The sequence below is a fragment of the Polaromonas sp. AET17H-212 genome, from assembly GCF_002379085.1.
GTDB lineage: Bacteria > Pseudomonadota > Gammaproteobacteria > Burkholderiales > Burkholderiaceae_C > Polaromonas.
Window position 1 is genome coordinate 62,876 of the sequence record NZ_NBZW01000021.1, and the last position, 21,345, is coordinate 84,220.

Below are 21,345 nucleotides of genomic sequence, written 5' to 3' on the forward strand. Positions count from 1 at the left end.
CACCGGCGCGCGCTGCTTTGAAAATTTTTGAGTACAGGAGAAGAAACCCATGATGCCCGAGTTCATACAAACCTACCGCAACCACGTGGCCGAGCGCGCCGCACTCGGCATTCCGCCGCTGCCCCTGTCTGCCAAACAGGCGGGCGAAGTCATCGAGCTGCTGAAAAACCCGCCCAAGGGCGAAGAGGCCTTCCTGGTCGAACTGATCACGCACCGCGTGCCGGCCGGTGTTGATGACGCCGCCAAGGTCAAGGCCAGCTACCTGGCTGCCGTGGCGCATGGCACCGAAAAGTGCTCCCTGATCTCGCGCGAAAAAGCCACGCAGTTGCTGGGCACCATGCTGGGCGGCTACAACATCAGCCCGATGATCGATCTGCTCGACGACGCCGAAGACAGCGTCGCGACCCAGGCCGCCAGCGGCCTGAAAAACACCTTGCTGATGTTCGACCAGTTCCACGACGTCAAGGAAAAAGCCGACAAGGGCAACAAATACGCCAAGGCCGTGCTGCAGAGCTGGGCCGATGCCGAGTGGTTCACCAGCCGGCCCGAAGTGCCGGCGTCGATCAAGCTGACCGTGTTCAAGGTGGCCGGCGAGATCAACACCGACGACCTGTCGCCCGCACCCGACGCCTGGAGCCGTCCCGACATCCCGCTGCACGCGCTGGCCATGCACAAGAACGCCCGCCCCGGCGTCACCCCGGAAGAAGACGGCAAACGCGGCCCGGTCAAGTTCATCGAGGAGCTCAAGGCCAAGGGCAACCTGGTGGCCTACGTCGGCGACGTGGTCGGCACCGGCTCTTCCCGCAAGTCGGCCACCAACTCGGTGTTGTGGTTCACTGGCCAGGACATTCCCTATGTGCCGAACAAGCGTTTTGGCGGCGTCTGTCTGGGCAGCAAAATCGCCCCGATTTTCTACAACACCATGGAAGACTCGGGCGCGCTGCCGATCGAGCTCGACGTGAGCCAGATGGCCATGGGCGACGTGATCGAGCTGCGTCCCTACGACGGCAAGGCGCTGAAAGACGGCCAGGTGATCGCCGAGTTCAAGCTCAAGAGCGAGGTGCTGTTTGACGAAGTGCGCGCCGGCGGCCGCATCCCGCTGATCGTCGGCCGTGGCCTGACGGCCAAGGCGCGCTGGGCGCTCGGCCTGCCGGTCTCGACCCTGTTCCGCCTGCCGCAGGCGCCCGTCGCCAGCGAGCGCGGCTTCACGCTGGCGCAGAAAATGGTTGGCCGCGCGGTCGGCCTGCCCGAAGGCCAGGGCGTGCGCCCCGGCACCTATTGCGAGCCGAAGATGACGTCTGTGGGTTCCCAGGACACCACCGGCCCGATGACGCGCGACGAACTGAAAGACCTGGCCTGCCTGGGCTTTTCTGCCGACCTGGTGATGCAGTCCTTCTGCCACACCGCTGCTTATCCCAAGCCGGTCGACGTGAAGATGCACCACGAACTGCCCGAGTTCATGAGCGACCGCGGCGGCATTCCGCTGCGTCCCGGCGACGGCATCATCCACAGCTGGCTCAACCGCATGCTGCTGCCCGACACCGTCGGCACCGGCGGCGACAGCCACACGCGTTTCCCCATCGGCATCAGCTTCCCCGCAGGCTCCGGCCTGGTGGCCTTCGGCGCCGCCACTGGCGTGATGCCGCTGGACATGCCCGAGTCGGTGCTGGTGCGCTTCAAGGGCCAGATGCAGCCCGGCATCACCTTGCGTGACCTGGTCAATGCGATTCCGCTCTACGCCATCAAGGCCGGCCTGCTGACGGTCGCCAAACAAGGCAAGAAGAACATCTTCTCCGGCCGCATCCTCGAGATCGAAGGCTTGCCGGACCTGAAGGTCGAGCAGGCGTTTGAACTGAGCGATGCCTCGGCCGAGCGTTCCGCCGGCGGTTGCACGGTGCACCTGAACAAGGAACCCATCATCGAGTACATCACCAGCAACATCACCATGCTCAAGTGGATGATTGCCTCGGGCTACTCGGACGTGCGCACCATCAAGCGCCGCATCGCCGCCATGGAAGCCTGGCTGGCCGACCCGCAGTTGCTCAAGGCCGATGCCGATGCGGAATATACCGCCGTGATCGAGATCGACCTGGCCGACATCCACGAACCCATCGTGGCCTGCCCGAACGATCCGGACGACGTGAAGACCCTTGGCGAAGTGGCCGGCAGCAAGATCGATGAAGTGTTCATCGGCAGCTGCATGACCAACATCGGCCATTTCCGCGCCGCTTCCAAACTGCTCGAGAACAAGCGCGACATCCCGGTCAAGCTCTGGATGGCGCCGCCCACCAAGATGGATGCCAAGCAGCTGACCGAAGAAGGCCACTACGGTGTGCTGGGTTCAGCCGGCGCGCGCATGGAAATGCCGGGCTGCAGCCTGTGCATGGGCAACCAGGCGCAGGTCAAGGAAGGCGCAACCGTGTTCTCGACCTCGACGCGCAACTTCCCGAACCGCCTGGGCAAAAACTCCAATGTGTACCTGGGTTCTGCCGAACTGGCCGCGATCTGCTCCAAGCTGGGCCGCATTCCCACCAAGGCCGAGTACATGGCCGACATGGGTGTGCTGACCGCCGCCAGCGCCGAGGTCTACCAGTACCTGAACTTCGACCAGGTCAAGGACTACACGGACATGGCCGATACGGTGAAAGACAGCGTGCCGGCGTGATTTTTTAGTCAGTACAGCGTTAGTCAAAAAAGCGGCCTAGAGCCGCTTTTCTATTGCTGATTCGGCGTTGGCAAACCGACTTGGAGCACGGCGCCGCATTTGGCATCGTTCGGTGCGACCGCATCATTTAGCGAAGTACGCTTGCCAGCCTGGGTCAATTCGATAGGACAGGGTTAAGGGGGTGGTGTTGAAGGAGTGCGTAATTTCAACGCGCACATCCCGGAACGCCTCGCCGCTATTTTGGCGAATGTAGAGGGATATGGAGTCCACGATACCAATGAGCTCCGATTTGCCATTTATATTTCCAAGTTGATCGATAGAGTCGGACCAGCGCACCTCAACGAGCTCATTTTTGCTGTTGTAGACCTGCACCTTCGATATAAATGCCTTGCGCTTGGATTTGTTAAAAACAGTGGTTTGAATCACGCAGTTTTCATGGTCTGGATGACCAAGGCTGGGGTTGTGAAGGACGCCAGTGATGATTATTTCGTCCGATTTGAGTTCACTTCGAATACTCTCCGCGAGGCGGTAACTTAACCATGCGCAAATGCCAGAAAGTATTGCAGCCAGCATTGAGAACACTGCAATCAGTGGCGCCCAGTCCTTTGGGAACATAGCCATCCAGTTGAAGCTACTCATAGTCACATCCAGTTAGAGTGGGTGTCGGCTTTGCATGGAGGTTTGTCCACAGTCAGGTTAAAGGCTTGAGTGATTGTGATCATCACGCCACCTCCCTCAACTCATACCCCGCAATCAACAAATCCGCAGGCAGTTCAAGCCCGGCAGACAGCCGCCGAATCATTTCCAGTGACAAGGGGCGTACGCGATTCAGCACTTCGGCCACGCGGGCGCGTGAGCCGATGTAGGGCTCCAGGTCTTTGCGGCTCAGTTGGCGCGCTTCCATCACGTGCAGCAGCAGGCTGACCGGGTCCACCTCAGGCACCGTGATGTGTTTCTTTTCATATTCTTCGACCAGCAGGCTCAGAACTTCCAGCTCGTCGGCTTCGGGAGACTTGGGTTTGGCATCCCAAATCGCGTCTATGCGTTGCAACGCCGCGCGGTAATCGGCTTTGGTGTGGATGGGGTGAATGTTCATGATGGTTACACCTTTCGTTTAGACCTTGCTGGCGTCGATCTGGTCGTACTGGCGATGGGTTCCTATAAAGCGGATGTACGCGATTTGCCGGTTGTAGTGCATCGCCACAACCAGGCGGTAGTCGTTTCCCTTGATATTGAACACCACCCGGTTCTCCGCCAAAAAGCTGGCGTTGCGATAGGCCGCCTTGACGTCTGCGGGTGAGGCCCAGCGGACGCGGCTGGTGATGGCATACCAGGCGCTCAGCGGCTCCATTGCGTCGGGGTGTTTGATCCAGAAGTCGCGCAGGGTGCCCAGGGCAATGATTCGCATCGTTGAACTCTACCATGTTCCCGTTTTGGGAGCAATGGCGAATGGGCCGGGTGAGTAATGGCCTTTAAACAAGAAAAAAGCCCCACAGTTTTTAACTGTAGGGCCCATTTTCTTGCCGGAGCTTCTGCCTGCTACAGCCCGTCCGGCAGCGGGTCGACGATGCGCACTTCCGATCCGTCGACAAACTTCACGTACCAGAACTCTGGCGAGGCGGGCCGGTTGGGCCGCACATGGCTGACATTGACCGGTGAAATATAGACCGTGCTGGCGCCATCATCAGGAGGCGGCGCCAGGTAGTGGCGCTTGCAGCCCACCAGGCCGCCCAGGCTGGTGACCACCGTGCCTATCGATTCGGTCACCGCGTGGACCGCGCTGCCCTGTCCCAGCAGGTGAATGGTGGTCTGGCCAATCAGGTCGGGCCGTGAAGCTTCGACATACAGCACGGCCGAGGTGTTGATGCGCAGGTCATCAGGCGCTGCCGGGTCGGTGGCCTTGTTGAACGAAATAAAGGGCATGGGGTGCGATCGGTAAGGCGTCAGGAGACGCGAAGCTCTTTGTGTTCGCTCATGTCCTTGATCAGGCCCTGCGGGGTGTGCAGGTCGGAAGGGTGGTTGCTCATGCGCGCTCCGGGAAGGGGTTGGATAGTCAAGCCAACACCTTAGGCGCCGCAGTGGGTGCCGTCATCAGCCCCGGCCTCCGTTGGCTGTCAGTGCAAGCCGACAGCCCAGCCTGCTGATGCACGGGCCACAACCGATGATTGGTGAACAAAAGTGCATCCAGCCCTTGTAAACGGGCGAAAGCAGCTATTAAATAGGTAGCAATTCACCGCGCTGGAAGCTGGCGAGGCGACAAACCGAAACCAATGTGGACACTGTTTCAAATTTTTGTTGTGCTATTGTGTACGATGTACACAAATATTGGGCCTAGACCAGGCAATCGATGAGAACGACAGCCACAAGCGATCTGTCAGGCGATGCAGATACGGGGCTCTTTTTTCACCTTTCTATCCTCAGGAAAGAAACCATGGTCTTCCCGATATTGAGTCTTTCACCGCAGCTTGCCACCCCGGCTTCAGGCCCTCGGGAGCAACGCGCATGACACACGCCATGGACAGCCGCAAACGCTGGTGGGCGCTCACTGTGCTTTGCCTCGGTGTGCTGATGATCGTGCTCGACACCACCATCGTGAACGTGGCCCTGCCGTCGATCCGCACTGACCTGGCTTTTTCGGAGACCTCGCTGGTCTGGGTCGTCAACGCCTACATGCTGACCTTCGGCGGCTTTTTGCTGCTGGGCGGGCGCTTGGGCGACCTGTACGGCCAGCGCCGCTTGTTCCTGCTGGGGCTGGTGCTGTTCACGCTGGCGTCACTGGCCTGCGGCCTGGCCAATTCGCAATGGCTGCTGGTGGTGGCGCGCGCCCTGCAGGGCTTGGGCGGCGCCGTGGTGTCCGCCATTGCGTTGTCGCTGATCATGAATCTGTTCACCGAGCCGGGCGAACGGGCCAGGGCCATGGGTGTGTATGGTTTTGTCTGCGCCGGCGGCGGCAGCATCGGCGTGTTGCTGGGTGGCGTGCTGACCGATGCCTTTAACTGGCACTGGATTTTTCTCGTCAACCTGCCGATCGGGGTGGCGGTGTTTGCCCTGTGCCTGGCGCTGTTGCCCGGCGGCCGCGGCCAGGCTGCTGGTGCGCGGTTGGACATCTGGGGCGCCGTCACCGTGACCACGGCGCTGATGCTGGCGGTGTACGCCATCGTCAACGGCAATGAGGCCGGCTGGACCTCGGCGCCCACGCTGGGGCTGCTGGCCGCTGCCGCTGTGCTGATGGCGGTTTTCCTGGCCATCGAGTCGCGTGTCCCCACGCCGCTGGTGCCCCTGGGCCTGTTTCGCCTGCGCAATGTGGCCGTCGCCAACATCGTCGGCGTGTTGTGGGCGGCCGCGATGTTTGCCTGGTTCTTCATTTCCGCGCTCTACATGCAGCTGGTGCTGGGTTACAGCGCGCTGCAGGTCGGTCTGGGCTTTCTTCCGGCCAACCTGATCATGGCCGCGTTTTCGCTGGGCCTGTCGGCCCGCATCGTCATGCGTTTCGGCATCCGTTTGCCGCTGGCGGCGGGCCTGCTGCTGGCGGCGCTGGGTCTGGCGCTGTTTGCACGCGCGCCGGTGGGCGGCCAGTTCGTGATGGATGTGTTGCCGGGCATGCTGCTGCTGGGCCTGGGTGCGGGCATGGCCTTCAACCCCGTGTTGCTGGCCGCCATGAGCGATGTGGCGCCCAGCGAGTCGGGCATTGCCTCGGGCGTGGTCAACACCGCTTTCATGATGGGCGGGGCGTTGGGGCTGGCGGTGCTGGCCAGCGCGGCCGCCGCGCGCACCAGCCACTTGGTGAGCGCCGGCGTGCAGCCGCTGGCGGCGCTCAATGGCGGTTACCAGCTGGCCTTTTTGCTCGGCGCCGTGTTTGCTGCCATGGCGGCGCTGCTGGGCGCGTTGCTGATGCGCACCGGGGCCGCAGCCGCGCCTTCGGGCCGTGCCGACCAGCCGGCGGCTACGGGTCAGGGCGCCGAGTGAGCTGCACCCCACTTTTCAGATGTTCAACCAACCGGATTAAGACGCTATCTATTTGATAGCTACTTGCACAATACCTGCAAGGGCTGCAGCCTTGTTTTATCAAAAAATCAGGCGCCAACGGGTGCCAGCACCACCGGCACGCCGCTGAGCACGGCGTTGCCCGAGAGCGGATCGCGCCAGTCTTCGTCGAGCAGCGTATTGAGGTTGACGCCGGGGCGTTCTGCGGCGAGCGCCATGCGGGTGCCGGGCAGGCCATGGCCCCAGCCGTGCGGCAGGCTCACGACGCCGGGCATCATCTCGTCGCTGACCTGCACCTGCGCCTCGATGCTGCGTCCCTGGTTGCTGATGCGGGCCAGCGCGCCGTCGGCCAGGCCCAGGCGCTGAGCGTCGGCCGGGTGGACGAGCGCCGTGCAGCGCATCGGTCCCTTGGCGAGGACCGGCAGGTTGTGCATCCAGCTGTTGTTGGAGCGCACGTCACGCCGGCCGACGATCACCATGGCCGGCACCGGCTGCGTGATGGCCCGCGCGGCGCGTTGCAGGTCCTGCAGCAGCGCGGGCGGCGCCAGTTCAATCTTGCCGGACGGCGTGCGCAGCACCTCGGGCATGCGCGGCTGCAGTTCACCGAGGTCGATGCCGTTCGGTGCGGCCCGCACCTTGGCCAGGGTCAGGCCTTCCGGCTCGCGGCCAAACTGGTCGCCGTAGGGGCCTGTGCGCAGCGCGAGTTCGAGCAGGCGGTCCGGGCCGCGCAGGCCTTGCGTGGCTTCGATCACGGCCGCGGCCTGCTCGCCGAACCTCTTTTTGGCATCCTCGGCAAACTGGCGGTCGTCGAGTTGGCCGGCATCGGCGCCCGCGCCTTCGCCCTGCACGATGGCCGCCAGCCTGAGCAGGGTTTCCCACTCCGCCGGCTGGCCCTGCGGCGCAGCGAACACCGGCGCGCTGTAACGCGCATGGTTGCGCCAGGAGAACTGCGGGAAAGCCACGTCGTAATGCATGTCCTCCAACGGCGACGGCCCGGGCAGGATCACGTCGGCATGGCGCGAGGTCTCGTTGACGTAGATGTCCAGGCTGACCATGAAGTCCAGGCTGTCGAGTGCCTGCGCCAGCCGCGCGCCGTTGGGCGAGGAGAGCACCGGGTTGCTGGCCACGGTGATTAGCGCGCGCACCTGGCCGGTGCCGGGCGTCTCTATTTCCTCGGCCAGGCAGGTCATGGGCAGTTCGCCGAAGACCTCGGGCGCACCGCTGACGCGGCTGCTGTGGCGACCGGTGCTGATGCCGCGGCCTGTGCCGGGCTGGCCGGCGGTGTTGTGCGCGAAGGCGGCGGCTTTCGGGAACATCGCGCCACCAGGCTCGTCCAGGTGGCCGGTCAGCACATTGAGCACATCGACCAGCCAGCTCGCCAGCGTGCCGTATTCCTGCGTGCAGGTGCCGATGCGGCCATACACCGCGGCGCGTGGCGTGTTCGCCAGCTGGCGCGCCAGACTGCGAATGGTGTCGGCGGCGATGCCGCAGCGCGGCGCGACCACCTCGGCGCTGAAGCCTTTGACGGCGGCTTCAACGGCGTCGACACCGTTGACCAGCGGCGCGAGGCGCCCCAGCCGCACCAGCTTTTCCTCGAACAAGGTGTGCACCAGGCCCAGCAGCAAAAACACGTCGGCACCGGGGCGGATGAAATGGTGGGCGTCCGCCATGGCGGCGGTTTCGGTGCGGCGCGGGTCGATCACCACCAGCTTGCCGCCGCGCGCCTGCAGGGCCTTGGCCTTGCCCTTGAAGTCGGGCACGGTCCACAGGCTGCCGTTGCTGGCCAGCGGATTCGCGCCCAGCACCAGCAGGAAGTCACAGCGTGTGATGTCGGGTACGGCAATGCTGAGCCAGTGGCCGAACATCAGCCCGCTCGAGAGCTGCTTGGGCATCTGGTCCAGCGTGGACGCGGAGAACACATTGCGCGAACCCAGCGCCTTGGCCAGCCGCGAGAAATACAGCAGCAGGCCGATCTTGTGCGCCGACGGGTTGCCGACGCTGATGGCGCCGGCCTGGCGGCCGTGCTGCGCAAGAATCGGTGGCAAGCGGCGTTCGATCTCGGCAAAGGCTTCGTCCCAGCTGGCCGGGACAAACTCCCCGTTGCGCTTGACCAGCGGCGTGCGCAGCCGGTCCGGGTCTTCGTGCAGGTCTTTCAGCGCCACACCCTTGGGGCAGATGTAGCCGGCGCTGAAGACGTCGCTGTCATGGCCGCGGATGCTGATGACCTTGCTGTCCCGGACCTTGAGTTCCAGGCCGCAGCAGGCCTCGCATAACGGGCAGATTCGGTGGTGGATGGTGTCGCTCATGGTGGTCTCCTGGGTGCATGGTGCGGCAAGCCCCGTCGCGGCGCGATCACGCGGGCGACAGCAGCTTGCGCAACACCTCGCCGGTCAGCGCGTCCGCCGGGAAGAAGGTCTCCAGCATCAGCTCCTGCAGCGTCACGTCCACCGGCGTGCCGAAAATCGTGACGGTGCTGATGAAACTCAGCACGCCGTAGGCGGTGCGGAACTGGAAGGGCATGACCACCCCCAGGTGTTCGCCGTCGAGGTGCGTCTCGTCGGCGCCTTCGGGCAGGGGGTAGGCCTGCAGCTCGGCCAGCAGGTCGGCCAGCACCGGGTCGGCGGTGGCGGCGATCTGCTGGCGCAGCCGCTCGAACAGGTGGTTGCGCCATTGCGCGAGGTTGACGATCTTGCTGGCCAGGCCACGCGGGTGCAGGCTCAGGCGCAGCACGTTGATGGGGCCTTTCAGCAGCTCGGGGTCGGCGCCGGCCAGCAGATGCGGCAGGGCGGCGTTGGCGGCGAGCAGGTTCCAGTGCCGGTCCAGCGCCAGCGCCGGGAAGGGTTCATGGCTCTTGAGGATCAGCTCCACCGCCTGCCGGGCCGAAGCGAGCGCCGGGTCGTCCAGCGGGCGTTCGCGGTACATGGGCGCATACCCGGCCGCCACCAGCAGCGTGTTGCGCTCGCGCAGCGGAATGGCCAGGCGCTCGGACAGGCGCAGCACCATCTCGCGGCTGGGCACGGCGCGGCCGGTTTCGACAAAACTCAGGTGCCGCGTCGAGATGTCGGCTTCGCTGGCGAGGTCCAGCTGGCTCAGGCGCCGGTGCTGGCGCCAGTGGCGCAGGTGCTCGCCAAAGGGCAGCGGGGTGGAATGGTGCGGCCGGGCGGTGGGGTGAAGGCTGGCAGTCATGGCGCCATCGTAAGGCCGGCGCGGCGTGCGGGCCATTACCTGCGAGGTCATGGCCGCGCGGCGCCGCTTTGGCAATGATGGCCGCCACGACGGCATCCATCGGGCGGCTGGATGCCGCGTCCCTCACGTGCTGCCGCCTGTTCACACCAAGGAGTTCCTCATGTCTGCCATCCCCTCCACCTCCACCTCCCTGACGGCTTATCCGCTCTTTCTGCGCCGCATGTTGTGGCTGGACGCCGCCACCGGCGCGGCCACGGGCGCACTGCAGTTGCTGTTGGCCGGGTTTCTGGCTGGCCTGCTCGGCCTGCCCGAGACCCTGCTGCTAGTGTCGGGCTGGCTGATGTTCGCCTATGTGGCGGGTATCGGTTTCATCGCGACGCGGCCGTTTGTGCCGGCCCCGCTGGTCCGGCTGTTGATAGGTGCCAACCTGCTCTGGGTGCTGGGCTGTCTGGCGCTGCTGTTGGGCGACTGGGTCATGCCCACGCTGGCGGGCAAGGTCTTTATCGCCATCCAGGCGGTGACCGTGGGCCTGCTGGCCGAACTGCAGTGGGTCGGGCTGCGCAAGGCCGCGGTGCAGCCCGGCTGGTGAAGGGCCGGCTGGCGCGGGACTTTCTTGTATGCTGTGCGTTCTGGCGATCCGACCGGGTCGTCCGACCGACTTCCTTCCCTCCTAGAAAGCCCTTTCCATGACACGCGTCCTGAACTTCAGTGCCGGCCCGGCCACCCTTCCCGAAACCGTGCTGCGCCAGGCCGCCGCCGAAATGCTGGACTGGAACGGTTCCGGCATGTCGGTGATGGAGATGAGCCACCGCGGCAAGGAGTTCATCTCCATCCATGCCCAGGCCGAGGCCGACCTGCGCGAGCTGCTGGCGATCCCGGCCAATTACAAGGTGCTGTTCCTGCAGGGTGGGGGCCTGGCGCAAAACGCCATCGTGCCGATGAACCTGCTGCGCGGCCACGCCAGTGCCGATTTCATCAACACCGGCGAGTGGATGAAAAAATCCATCAAGGAAGCGAAAAACTTCTGCAAGGTCAACGTCGCCGCCAGCGCCGAGGCCACCGGTTTTACCAGCGTGCCGAAATTCGACACCTGGAAGCTGGACCCCGAGGCGGCCTATGTGCACATCTGCTCGAACGAAACCATTGGCGGTGTGGAGTACCACTGGACGCCCGACACCGGCAAGGTGCCGCTGGTGGCCGACATGTCGTCCAACCTGCTGTCGCGTCCCATCGACGTCAGCCGCTACGGCCTGATTTATGCCGGCGCGCAGAAGAACATCGGCCCCTCGGGCCTGACCCTCGTGATTGTGCGCGAGGACCTGATCGGCCAGGCGATTCCCCACACGCCTTCCGTGTTCGACTACAAGCAGCAGGCCGACAACGATTCGATGTACAACACGCCGCCGACCTATGCGATCTACATTGCCGGCCTGGTCTTCAAGCACCTCAAGGCGCTCGGCGGCCTGACCGCCGTGGAGGCGCACAACCGCCGCAAGGCGGCCCTGCTGTACGACTACCTGGATGCCACCCCGTTCTACAGCAACCCGGTGGCGCGCGAAGACCGCTCGCTGATGAACGTGCCCTTCAAACTCAAGGACGAGTCGCTCGACGAGGCTTTCCTCAAGGGGGCGCAGGCACGCGGCATGGTGCAGCTCAAGGGGCATCGCTCGGTCGGCGGCATGCGTGCCTCGATCTACAACGCCATGCCGATCGAAGGCGTGCAGGCGCTGGTGGCCTACATGAAGGAGTTCGAGGCCAGCCATGGCTGAGGCGGCGGCCCTGCCAGCGCGGCGTTTCGGGATTCTGGTGCTCAACCAGATCTCGGCCAATGGCCTCAAGCGCCTGCCGGCAGAACGCTACAGCACCGGCAAGGACCTGGCGCGGCCCGACGCCGTGCTGGTGCGCTCGGCCGACATGCATGGCATGACCCTTCCCGACAGCGTGCAGGCGATTGCCCGCGCCGGCGCCGGTACCAACAACATCCCGGTCCAGGCCATGAGCGCACGCGGCGTGCCGGTGTTCAATGCGCCGGGCGCCAATGCCAATGCCGTGAAGGAACTGGTGCTGACCGGCATGTTGCTGGCGGCCCGCAACATCGCGCCGGCGCTGCGTTTTGTCGCCGGCCTGGACACCGGCATGGCGGACATGGACAAGGCCGTCGAAGAGGGCAAGAAACACTTCGCCGGCTTCGAGCTGGCCGGCCACACGCTGGGCATTGTGGGCCTGGGCAAGGTCGGCTGCCTGGTGGCCGACGCGGCCATCAAGCTCGGCATGCATGTGCTCGGCTACGACCCCGACATCACGGTCGATGCCGCCTGGAGCCTGCCGGCGCAGGTCAAAAAGGCGGCCAGCGTGGTCGAGGTGCTGAAAAATTCGGATTTTGTGACCTTGCACGTGCCGCTGGTGGCCGCCACGCGCGACCTGGTCAACGCCGACAACCTCCGGCTCATGCGGCCGGGCGCGGTGCTGCTCAACTTCTCGCGCGAGGGGGTGGTCAGCGAGACCGCGGTGCTGGCCGCACTCGACGCGAAGCAGTTGCGCGCCTATGTCTGTGATTTTCCCTCCGCCACGCTCAACCACCACCCCCAGGTCGTGGCATTGCCGCACCTGGGCGCGTCCACCCGGGAAGCCGAGGAAAACTGCGCCATCATGGTGGCCGACCAGCTGCGCGACTACCTCGAGCACGGCAACGTGGTCAATGCGGTCAACTTCCCGGCCGTGGCCATGGCGCGCGAATCAGCCTACCGGGTGGCAATTGCCAACGCCAATGTGCCCAACATGCTGGGCCAGATGTCCACCGCCATGGCGCAGGCCGGCCTGAACATCCACAACATGGTCAACAAGTCGCGCGGCGACATGGCTTACACGCTGGTGGATGTGGACAGCCCCGTCAGCGACGCGGTGCTCGACCACCTGCGGGCGATCGGTGGCGTGCTGGCGGTGCGTTACCTGCCCGATCCGGACCGGGAGCTTCCTGCGGGCGGTCTGGCCGGCGGCTAAGCCCTGCTCTTGTTGCGTGAAGCCTGGCGGGGCGACAATAGCGAAAAACCACTCACCAAGGAGTTCGCCATGGCCCACGAGTTCGCCAAGACCCTGAAAACCTTCACCACCGCGTCGGGCAAGACTGGCAGGTTTTACTCCCTGCCCGCGCTGGCCAAACAGTATCCCAAGATCTCGCGCCTGCCGGTGTCCATGCGCATCGTGCTGGAGTCGGTGCTGCGCAACTGCGACGGCAAAAAAGTCACGGCCGAACATGTGCGCCAGCTGGCCAACTGGTTCCCGAATGCCGACCGCACCGAGGAAATTCCCTTTGTCGTCTCGCGCGTGGTGCTGCAGGACTTCACCGGTGTGCCGCTGCTGGCCGACCTGGCGGCCATGCGCAGCGTGGCGATCAAGCTCGGCAAGAACCCGAAGGCCATCGAGCCGCTGGTGCCGGTGGACCTGGTGGTGGACCACTCCATCATGGTGGACCACTACGGCAAGAAAAACTCGCTGGACCTGAACATGAAGCTGGAGTTCCAGCGCAACAACGAGCGTTACCAGTTCATGAAATGGGGCATGCAGGCCTTTGATACCTTCGGCGTCGTGCCGCCGGGCTTCGGCATCGTGCACCAGGTTAATTTGGAGTATTTAGCCCGTGGCGTGCACAAGACTGCCGACGGCGTGTATTACCCCGACACGCTGGTCGGCACCGACAGCCACACCACCATGATCAACGGCATCGGTGTCGTCGGCTGGGGTGTGGGCGGCATCGAGGCCGAGGCCGCCATGCTGGGCCAGCCGGTCTACATGCTGACGCCTGACGTGGTCGGTTTCGAGCTGACCGGCCGGCTGCGCGAAGGCGTGACCGCCACCGACCTGGTGCTGCGTGTGACCGAGGCCTTGCGCAAGGAAAAGGTGGTCGGCAAGTTTGTCGAATTTTTCGGCGAGGGCACACGCACGCTGGCGCTGCCCGACCGCGCGACGATTGCCAACATGGCGCCCGAATACGGCGCGACCATGGGCTTCTTTCCGGTCGATGAAAAAACCATCGCGTACTTCACCGGCACCGGCCGCACCAAGGCGGAGATCGAAGCCTTCGAGGCCTACTTCCGCGCGCAGGGCCTGTTCGGCGTGCCGCTGCCTGGCCAGATCGATTTTTCGCAGGTGGTCAAGCTCGACCTCGGCGATGTGACGCCCAGCCTGGCCGGCCCCAAGCGCCCGCAGGACAGGATCGAACTGGGCCAGGTGGCGACCCAGTTCGCTTCGTTGTTCAGCAAGCCGATTGCCGACAACGGGTTCAACCAGCCGGCCGCCATGCTGGCCACGCGCCATCTGCTGCAACCGGCGGGCGCGGCCCAGACCGACATTTCCCCGGGCGCGCCGCCGACACCGGCAGGCGCGCCGCGCATGATGGTCGAAATGGAAGCCAACCGTCCCACGCTGGCGACCGCCCATGCTGACCTTTCCGCGCCGGCGCCGGCGCCTACGCCCAAGGCCGGGGGCATCACCATCGGCAACGGCGACGTGCTGATTGCCGCCATCACCAGCTGCACCAACACCTCCAACCCCAGCGTCCTGTTGGCGGCCGGCCTGCTCGCCAAGAAGGCGGTGGAAGCCGGCCTGAAGGTGCAGCCGCACATCAAGACCTCGCTGGCGCCGGGCTCACGCATCGTCACCGAGTACCTGACCAACACCGGCTTGCTGCCCTACCTTGAAAAGCTCGGTTTCGCCCTGGCCGGTTACGGCTGCACCACCTGCATCGGCAATGCCGGCGACCTGACGCCCGAGATCAACGAGGCCATCAATGAAAGCGATCTGGTGTGCGCGGCCGTGTTGTCGGGCAACCGCAACTTCGAGGCGCGCATCCACCCCAACCTGAAGGCGAACTTCCTGGCCAGCCCGCCGCTGGTGGTCGCTTATGCGATTGCCGGCACGGTAATGCGCGACCTGATGACCGAGCCGGTCGGCAAGGGCAAAGGCGGCAAGGAGGTCTACCTCGGCGACATCTGGCCGACCAGCGACGAGATCTACAAACTCATGAAGTTCGCCATGAACGGCAAGGCCTTCCGCGAGAATTACGCCAAGGTCAAGACCGAGCCCGGCCAGTTGTGGGAAAAGATCAAGGGGGTGACCGGGACCGCCTACACCTGGCCCGTCAGCACCTACATCGCCGAGCCGCCGTTTTTTGCGGGCTTCGCCATGGACCCCGCGGCGGCTGGCCGGAAAGAGGCCGTGTCGGTGACAGGCGCACGCATCATGGCGCTGTTCGGCGACTCCATCACCACCGACCACATCTCGCCGGCTGGCGCCATCAAGGGCAGTTCGCCGGCCGGCCAGTGGCTGCTGGCGCACGGGGTGCAGAAGGCCGACTTCAATAGCTACGGTGCGCGCCGCGGCAACCACGAGGTGATGATGCGCGGCACCTTTGCCAATGTGCGCATCAAGAACCTGATGATTCCGGCCGGCCCCGACGGCTCGCGCGAGGAGGGCGGCGTCACGCTGTTCCAGCCGGACGGCGAGAAGATGGCCATCTACGACGCGGCCATGAAGTACATGGACCAGGGCACGCCCACGGTGGTTTTTGCGGGCGAGGAGTACGGCACCGGCTCCTCGCGCGACTGGGCCGCCAAGGGCACGCAGCTGCTGGGCATCAAGGCGGTGGTAGCGCGCAGTTTCGAGCGCATCCACCGCAGCAACCTGGTCGGCATGGGGGTGTTGCCGCTGCAGTTTCTGCCCGGCGATTCGTGGCAGACCCTGCGCCTGAACGGCCGGGAAGTGATTGACGTGTTGCCCGATCCCGAGCTCAAGCCGCAAAGCCGGGCCCGGCTGGTGGTCACGCGCGAAGACGGATCGCGCGAGGAACTGGAAGTTATCCTGCGCATCGACACGCCGATCGAGGTCGACTACTACCGGCACGGCGGCATCCTGCCTTTCGTTCTCAGGCAGCTGTTAGCTGCATGAGAACAAAAGGCGTTGTGTTGAATCACCGCGCGGCCGCGCGGTGAGGTGCTCAGGCAACTGCTGGCGTGACAGCTTGACGCTCGGAGGACGCAATTGCAGGCCCTGATTGCCGGCGGCGGCATAGGCGGACTGGCGGCGGCGCTCGCGGTGTCGCGCGCCGGCTGGGACGCGCGCCTGTACGAACGCGCCCCGGCGTTCAGCGAGGTGGGTGCCGGCATCCAGCTCGGCCCGAATGTCGTCAAGGTGTTGCATGGCTGGGGCCTGGCCGATGCGCTGGCCGGCGTGGCGGCTTTTCCTGAACGCCTGGAAGTGCGCAGCGCGCTGACCGGCGACACCCTGGGTGTGCTGCGGCTCGGTGCCGTGATGGCGCAGCGTTACGGCGCGCCCTACGCCACGGTACACCGCGCCGACCTGCATGGCCTGCTGCTGCACGCGGTGCAGCAGGCCGGTGTGGCGCCCAAGCTCAACCGGACCCTGAACCGGTTCACGCAGAGCCCGGAGGCCGTGACCGTGCAAAGTGGTGACGACCCGCCCGTGGAGGGTGAGGTGCTGGTCGGCGCCGACGGGTTGTGGAGCCCGGTGCGCCAGTGGCTGCTGGGCGACGGACCACCGCGTGTCACCGGCCATGTGGCCTACCGCGCGCTGCTGCCGCAGGCCGAGCTGCCCGAAACCCTGCGTTCCAGCCAGGTCACGGCCTGGCTGGGACCGAAGCTGCATGTGGTGCAGTACCCGGTGTGCGGCGGCAAGTCGCTCAACGTGGTCGGCATTGTCGAGGGTCGTGCCGGAGGCGATCTGGACAACTGGGACCAGGGCACCGACGGCGCCGGCCTGCACGCTGCGCTGGCCGGCAGCTGCGCGCCGCTGCAGGACCTGGTGCGCGCCATTCCCGCCTGGCGGCTCTGGGCGCTGTGCGACCGCCCGCCCATGCGGGGTGCGTACCAGCACGCGCTGGGCCGTGTCGCCCTGCTCGGCGACGCGGCGCACCCCATGCGTCCCTACCTGGCCCAGGGCGCGGGCATGGCCATCGAAGACGCCGCCGAACTCGGGCGCGTGTTGGCGCAGGCGCTGGACCCGGCTTTCGACGTGCCGACGCTGCTGGGCCGCTACGCGCTGAATCGCTGGCAACGCAATGCCCGGGTGCAGGCACGCGCCATCCGCAACGGGCAGATTTTTCATGCGAGCGGGGCGGTGCGGCTGGGGCGCGATGCGTCGATGAAACTGCTGGGCGAGCGCCTGCTGGATCTGCCCTGGTTGTATGGCGGGCCTTGAAGTGCTACTGAATTTGTAGCTGCTTGCGCAGACTGTACCTGGGTTGCAGGCCTGTTTGATACGAAGGTTGTGGTTGGCCTGCCAGCGGACGGAAAGGGGACCTGCGCCTTCAGCCCGGCGGACTAGCCGCGTCCCACAAACGGCATCTTCGTCGCCATGATGGTCATGAACTGCACATTGGTCGCCAGCGGCAAGGCGGCCATGTGCACCACCGCGTCGGCCACATGGTTCACATCCATCAGGGGTTCGATCGCAATCTCGCCATTGGCCTGCAACACGCCCTTGGCCATGCGCGCGGCCATCTCGGTCTGGGCGTTGCCGATGTCGATCTGGCCGCAGGCGATGTCGTACTGGCGGCAGTCGAGCGAGATCGACTTGGTCAGGCCGGTGATTGCATGTTTGGTCGCGGTGTAGGGCGCCGAATGGGGGCGCGGTGCGTGCGCCGAGATCGAGCCGTTGTTGATGATGCGGCCGCCCTGCGGTGACTGCGCCTTCATCAGGCGGATCGCCTGCTGGGCGCACAGGAAGGAACCGGTCAGGTTGATGTTGACCACGGTTTGCCATTGCTCGAAGCTCAACTCCTCCATGGGCACGGCGGGCGCACCGACGCCGGCATTGTTGAACAGCAGGTCCAGGCGTCCAAAGGTCTGATGAAGCTTGTCGAAGGCCGCACGTACCGCGTCCGGGTTGCCGACATCGCAGGGCAGGGCGAGCACCCTGTCGCCGGCGGCCGAGGCCTGGGCCACCTCGTTCAACGGCTCCACGCGCCGGCCCACCAGCGCCACGCGGTAACCCTCGCGCAGCAGCGCCAGTGCCACTGCCTTGCCTATGCCGGTGCCTGCGCCGGTAACGAGTGCGACCTTGCCGTTCGATGTCATGGTGAACCTTTGTCTCTTGGATGTGAATGAAATGGCGGCTCGCCAACACATGGCGCCGCACCCTGCGAATTGTGCCCGAGCTGCACCGGCGGTGTTTGCGGCCCGCACCGGCGCCGCAGGCAACTGCTTTAGGTTTCAACTATTTTGAAAACCTGTTGGAAATTACCGACACCACGGGATTTACAGCGGTGCTACCTTTGTGCCATGCGTTCCAACGTACCTCGTTCCCGCGCCGCCCATGCTGCGGCCCCCGCCCTGAAAATCTGGGATATCTCGCCGGCCGTGGACGAGCGGGCCGCCGTGTTTCCGGGCGACGCGGCGTATTCGCAGAAGCTGCACTTTGCGCTCTCGCCCGGCTGCCCGGTCAATGTCCACACGCTCACCTTCTCGCCGCACACCGGCGCGCATGCCGACGCGCCCATGCACTACGCCAACGGCGCGCCGGCGATTGGCGCTGTGGACCTGCTGCCCTACCTCGGCCCCTGCCGCGTGATCCATTGCCTGGACTGCGGCCCGCTGGTGGAGCCGCAGCACATCGCGCACGCGCTGGACCAGCTGCCGCCGCGCGTGCTGCTGCGCACCGCCACCGCGGCCAGCCAGTCCTGGGCATTGTTTACCGCCATTGCGCCCGCCACGCTTGCGCTGTTGGCTACTAAAAACATAACACTTGTCGGCATCGACACGCCCAGCGTGGACCCCGCCACCAGCCAGGAGCTGCCCAGCCACCAGCTGCTGCTGAAGCACGGTCTGCGTGTGCTGGAAAACCTGGTGCTCGACGAGGTGCCGGAAGGCGACTACGAGCTGATTGCCCTGCCTCTCAAACTGACAAAAGCCGACGCCTCGCCGGTTCGCGCCGTGCTGCGCGAACTGCCGGGGGGCGGCACTGGAAACCCATGACCACACTGACCGACTGCCGCGCGCTCGACGCCCGCGACGTGCTGCGCCCGCTGCGCGACCACTTTGTGCTGCCCGAAGGAGTGATTTACCTGGACGGCAACTCCCTGGGCGTGTTGCCCAAAAGCGCGGCGGCACGGGTTGCCGAGGTCATCACGCGAGAATGGGGCCAGGACCTGATCCGCGCCTGGAACAGCGCCGGCTGGTTTACCCTGCCGCAACGCCTGGGCGACAAGATTGCGTCGCTGATTGGTGCCGGGCCGGGCGAGGTGGTCGCCACCGACAGCACCTCGGTCAACCTGTACAAGGTCCTCAGCGCGGCCCTGGGCATGGCCGCCGAAGATGCGCCAGCCAGAAAAGTCATCGTCAGTGAACGCAGCAACTTCCCGACCGATCTCTACATTGCCGAGGGGTTGTGCCGCGAGCGCGGCTACCGGCTGCAACTGGTCGAGCCTGATGACATCACCGCCGCTTTGACGCAGGACACCGCCGTGTTGCTGCTGACCCATGTGAACTACCGCACCGGCGCCATGCACGACATGGCGGCGCTGACACAAGCCGCCCACGCGGCGGGCGTTCTGGTGGTGTGGGACCTGGCGCACAGCGCCGGTGCCGTGCCGGTGGACCTGCGGGGTGCCGACGCCGACTTTGCCGTTGGCTGCGGCTACAAATACCTCAACGGCGGCCCCGGCGCGCCGGCTTTTGTCTGGGTGCACCCGCGGCATACCGACCGCTTCTGCCAGCCGCTGTCGGGCTGGTGGGGCCATGCCGTGCCGTTCGAGTTCACGCCCGACTACCGGCCCGCACACGGCATCACGCGTTACCTGTGCGGCACCCAGCCGATCCTGAGCCTGGCCGCGCTCGAGTGCGGGCTGGAGGTGTTCGGCGCCGCGCATGCCCTCGGTGGCATGGCTGCGCTGCGGGCCAAGTCGCTGGCCCTGACCGACCTCTTCATCATGCTGGTGGAAGAACGTTGTGCCGGCCATGGCCTGGGCCTGGCAACACCCCGCGAGCACGCACAACGCGGCTCCCAGATTTGTCTCTCGCGCAGCGAAGGCGCCTATGCCATCGTGCAGGCGCTGATTGCGCGCGGCGTGATCGGCGACTTCCGGGCCGGCTCCGGCGACGGCCGGCATCCGGACATCCTGCGCTTCGGCTTCACGCCGCTGTACATCGGCTTCGAGGATGTCTGGCATGCCGTCGAGCATCTGAGGCAGGTGCTGGAAACCGCCGAATGGCAGCGCCCCGAATTCAACCAGAAACACGCAGTGACCTGACCATGACCACCCCCGAAAACATCGTCACCGACGAAAAGGCCAAGCTCGATTTCAGCCGCGACATGAGTTACGGCGATTACCTGCAGCTTGACGCGATTCTGGGCGCGCAAAAACCGCTCTCACCCGCGCACGACGAGCTGCTGTTCATCATCCAGCATCAGACCAGCGAACTCTGGATGAAGCTGATGCTGCACGAGCTGGGCGCGGCGATTGCGAACGTGGCCCGGGACGAACTCGGCGACGCCTTCAAGAAACTCGCGCGTGTCAGCCGCATCATGGAGCAGCTGGTGCACGCCTGGGACGTGCTGGCGACCATGACCCCGCCCGAATACAGCGCGATCCGGCCCTACCTCGCCAACTCCAGCGGCTTCCAGAGTGCGCAATACCGCTGCATCGAGTTTGCCCTTGGCAACAAGAACGCCGCCATGCTCAAGCCGCACGCGCATCGTCCCGATTTGCTGGCACAGGTGCAGGCCGCCTTTGAAGCCCCCTCGCTGTACGACGAGGCCCTGCGCCTGCTGGCCCGCCGCGGCCTGGCCGTACCTGGCAGCCACACGCAGCGCGACTGGACCCAAGGCTATGTGGAAAGCGACGCGGTCGAGCAGGCCTGGCTGGTGGTCTACCGCGACCCCAAAAAGTACTTTGACCTGTACCAGCTCGGCGAAGAACTCACCGACCTCGAAGACGCGTTCAGGCTCTGGCGCTTCCGCCATGTGACGACGGTGGAACGGGTGATCGGCTTCAAGCGCGGGACGGGCGGCACCGGTGGCGTGAGTTATCTGCGCAAGATGCTCGACGTGGTGCTGTTTCCGGAGATCTGGAAACTGCGGACGGATCTGTAAGTCAAATCGGTCTTCAGCCCTTTTACTCCTTGCGCTGGCAGCTACTTAATTGATAGCATTTGTATTTCTTGTACCGTGCGGGCTGAGCTTGTCGAAGCCTGTACAAGTTTGTGAATGGGTGGGTCTTCCAGCAGGCCGGGTCTCGCCCCGGCGGGCGAGGCACTTTGTCTTTGCTTCGCCAAAGAAAGTACCCAAAAGAAAGGCGACCCGATGGTCTGGGTCCCTCCGCTTCGCTGCGGGCAACCTGCGGTGCTCGGTAAAAGCGGGGTCTGGCTAAACTCGCCTGCGGCTCAAACAACGCCAGCCCTTGTATGCTTTCAAAAGGACGATTAAGAGACGCCAACAAGATTTGTTTTGGGAAGTTATCCACAGCCCGTCAGCCCTGTGAGTCGAGAGCTCGAGGATCA

The 21,345-nt window shown here is 64.9% G+C and carries 17 protein-coding genes; 10 read left to right on the forward strand and 7 right to left on the reverse strand.

Annotation, left to right across the window (positions count from 1 at the left end):
- The first annotated feature begins 49 nt into the window (after positions 1–49).
- Positions 50–2,665: a bifunctional aconitate hydratase 2/2-methylisocitrate dehydratase gene (locus tag B7G53_RS15965; RefSeq protein WP_096669446.1), complete on the forward strand. Its 2,616-nt coding sequence runs from the start codon at positions 50–52 to the stop codon at positions 2,663–2,665.
- 123 nt (positions 2,666–2,788) lie between these two features.
- Here B7G53_RS15965 and B7G53_RS15970 read toward each other — a convergent pair whose 3' ends face one another.
- The 4 genes from B7G53_RS15970 to B7G53_RS15985 form a co-directional block, all read right to left on the reverse strand.
- A complete protein-coding gene (locus B7G53_RS15970; RefSeq protein WP_096669448.1) occupies positions 2,789–3,304 on the reverse strand; it encodes a hypothetical protein in 516 nt (171 codons plus the stop codon).
- A gap of 82 nt (positions 3,305–3,386) precedes the next feature.
- Entirely contained in the window at positions 3,387–3,761 is a 375-nt protein-coding gene (locus B7G53_RS15975) for a helix-turn-helix domain-containing protein (RefSeq protein WP_096669450.1), read from the reverse strand.
- Between the two features lie 18 nt (positions 3,762–3,779).
- Complete coding sequence (locus tag B7G53_RS15980) at positions 3,780–4,073, reverse strand: type II toxin-antitoxin system HigB family toxin (protein WP_096669452.1); 294 nt, start codon at positions 4,071–4,073, stop codon at positions 3,780–3,782.
- Between the two features lie 131 nt (positions 4,074–4,204).
- Positions 4,205–4,588, reverse strand: coding sequence for a hypothetical protein (locus B7G53_RS15985; RefSeq protein WP_096669454.1), 384 nt, complete (start codon positions 4,586–4,588; stop codon positions 4,205–4,207).
- Between the two features lie 579 nt (positions 4,589–5,167).
- On the opposite strand from B7G53_RS15985, the gene B7G53_RS15990 reads away from it, so the two are divergent.
- Entirely contained in the window at positions 5,168–6,631 is a 1,464-nt protein-coding gene (locus B7G53_RS15990; RefSeq protein WP_096669456.1) for a DHA2 family efflux MFS transporter permease subunit, read from the forward strand.
- A gap of 107 nt (positions 6,632–6,738) precedes the next feature.
- On the opposite strand, the gene B7G53_RS15995 is transcribed toward B7G53_RS15990, so the two are convergent.
- Positions 6,739–8,955, reverse strand: coding sequence for a molybdopterin oxidoreductase family protein (locus B7G53_RS15995; RefSeq protein ID WP_096669458.1), 2,217 nt, complete (start codon positions 8,953–8,955; stop codon positions 6,739–6,741).
- Between the two features lie 46 nt (positions 8,956–9,001).
- Positions 9,002–9,835, reverse strand: coding sequence for a helix-turn-helix domain-containing protein (locus B7G53_RS16000; protein WP_255250038.1), 834 nt, complete (start codon positions 9,833–9,835; stop codon positions 9,002–9,004).
- Positions 9,836–9,995: 160 nt separating this feature from the next.
- Here B7G53_RS16000 and B7G53_RS16005 point away from each other — a divergent pair, with 160 nt between their 5' ends.
- The 5 genes from B7G53_RS16005 to B7G53_RS16025 all read left to right on the forward strand — a co-directional run bounded on the left by B7G53_RS16005 (position 9,996) and on the right by B7G53_RS16025 (position 17,047).
- Positions 9,996–10,424, forward strand: a complete 429-nt coding sequence (locus B7G53_RS16005; RefSeq protein WP_141396358.1) for a hypothetical protein — start codon at positions 9,996–9,998, stop codon at positions 10,422–10,424.
- A gap of 97 nt (positions 10,425–10,521) precedes the next feature.
- Complete coding sequence (serC, locus tag B7G53_RS16010) at positions 10,522–11,604, forward strand: 3-phosphoserine/phosphohydroxythreonine transaminase (RefSeq protein ID WP_096669464.1); 1,083 nt, start codon at positions 10,522–10,524, stop codon at positions 11,602–11,604.
- Positions 11,597–12,835, forward strand: a complete 1,239-nt coding sequence (locus B7G53_RS16015) for a phosphoglycerate dehydrogenase (protein ID WP_096669466.1) — start codon at positions 11,597–11,599, stop codon at positions 12,833–12,835. Before serC ends, B7G53_RS16015 begins: the two co-directional genes overlap by 8 nt.
- 69 nt (positions 12,836–12,904) lie before the next feature.
- Positions 12,905–15,778 (forward strand): aconitate hydratase, encoded by a 2,874-nt coding sequence (locus B7G53_RS16020; protein ID WP_096669489.1) that lies wholly within the window; start codon positions 12,905–12,907, stop codon positions 15,776–15,778.
- Between the two features lie 93 nt (positions 15,779–15,871).
- The gene (locus tag B7G53_RS16025) at positions 15,872–17,047 is read left to right on the forward strand and encodes an FAD-dependent monooxygenase (protein WP_096669468.1); all 1,176 of its coding nucleotides are present in this window, start codon (positions 15,872–15,874) and stop codon (positions 17,045–17,047) included.
- A gap of 122 nt (positions 17,048–17,169) precedes the next feature.
- Here the strand turns inward: B7G53_RS16025 and B7G53_RS16030 are convergent, their stop codons facing one another.
- Positions 17,170–17,925 carry an SDR family oxidoreductase gene (locus tag B7G53_RS16030; protein ID WP_096669470.1) on the reverse strand — a complete coding sequence of 252 codons (756 nt, stop codon included), beginning with the start codon at positions 17,923–17,925 and terminating at the stop codon, positions 17,170–17,172.
- 204 nt (positions 17,926–18,129) lie between these two features.
- Between B7G53_RS16030 and kynB the strand changes: the two genes are divergently transcribed.
- The 3 genes from kynB to kynA are packed head-to-tail and all read left to right on the forward strand — an operon-like array spanning position 18,130 to position 20,938.
- The gene (gene kynB / locus B7G53_RS16035) at positions 18,130–18,822 is read left to right on the forward strand and encodes an arylformamidase (RefSeq protein WP_096669472.1); all 693 of its coding nucleotides are present in this window, start codon (positions 18,130–18,132) and stop codon (positions 18,820–18,822) included.
- Positions 18,819–20,096 carry a kynureninase gene (kynU, locus tag B7G53_RS16040; RefSeq protein WP_096669474.1) on the forward strand — a complete coding sequence of 426 codons (1,278 nt, stop codon included), beginning with the start codon at positions 18,819–18,821 and terminating at the stop codon, positions 20,094–20,096. Before kynB ends, kynU begins: the two co-directional genes overlap by 4 nt.
- 2 nt (positions 20,097–20,098) lie before the next feature.
- On the forward strand, positions 20,099–20,938 hold the full coding sequence (gene kynA, locus B7G53_RS16045) for a tryptophan 2,3-dioxygenase (protein WP_255250039.1): 840 nt from the start codon (positions 20,099–20,101) through the stop codon (positions 20,936–20,938).
- Positions 20,939–21,345: the final 407 nt, after the last annotated feature.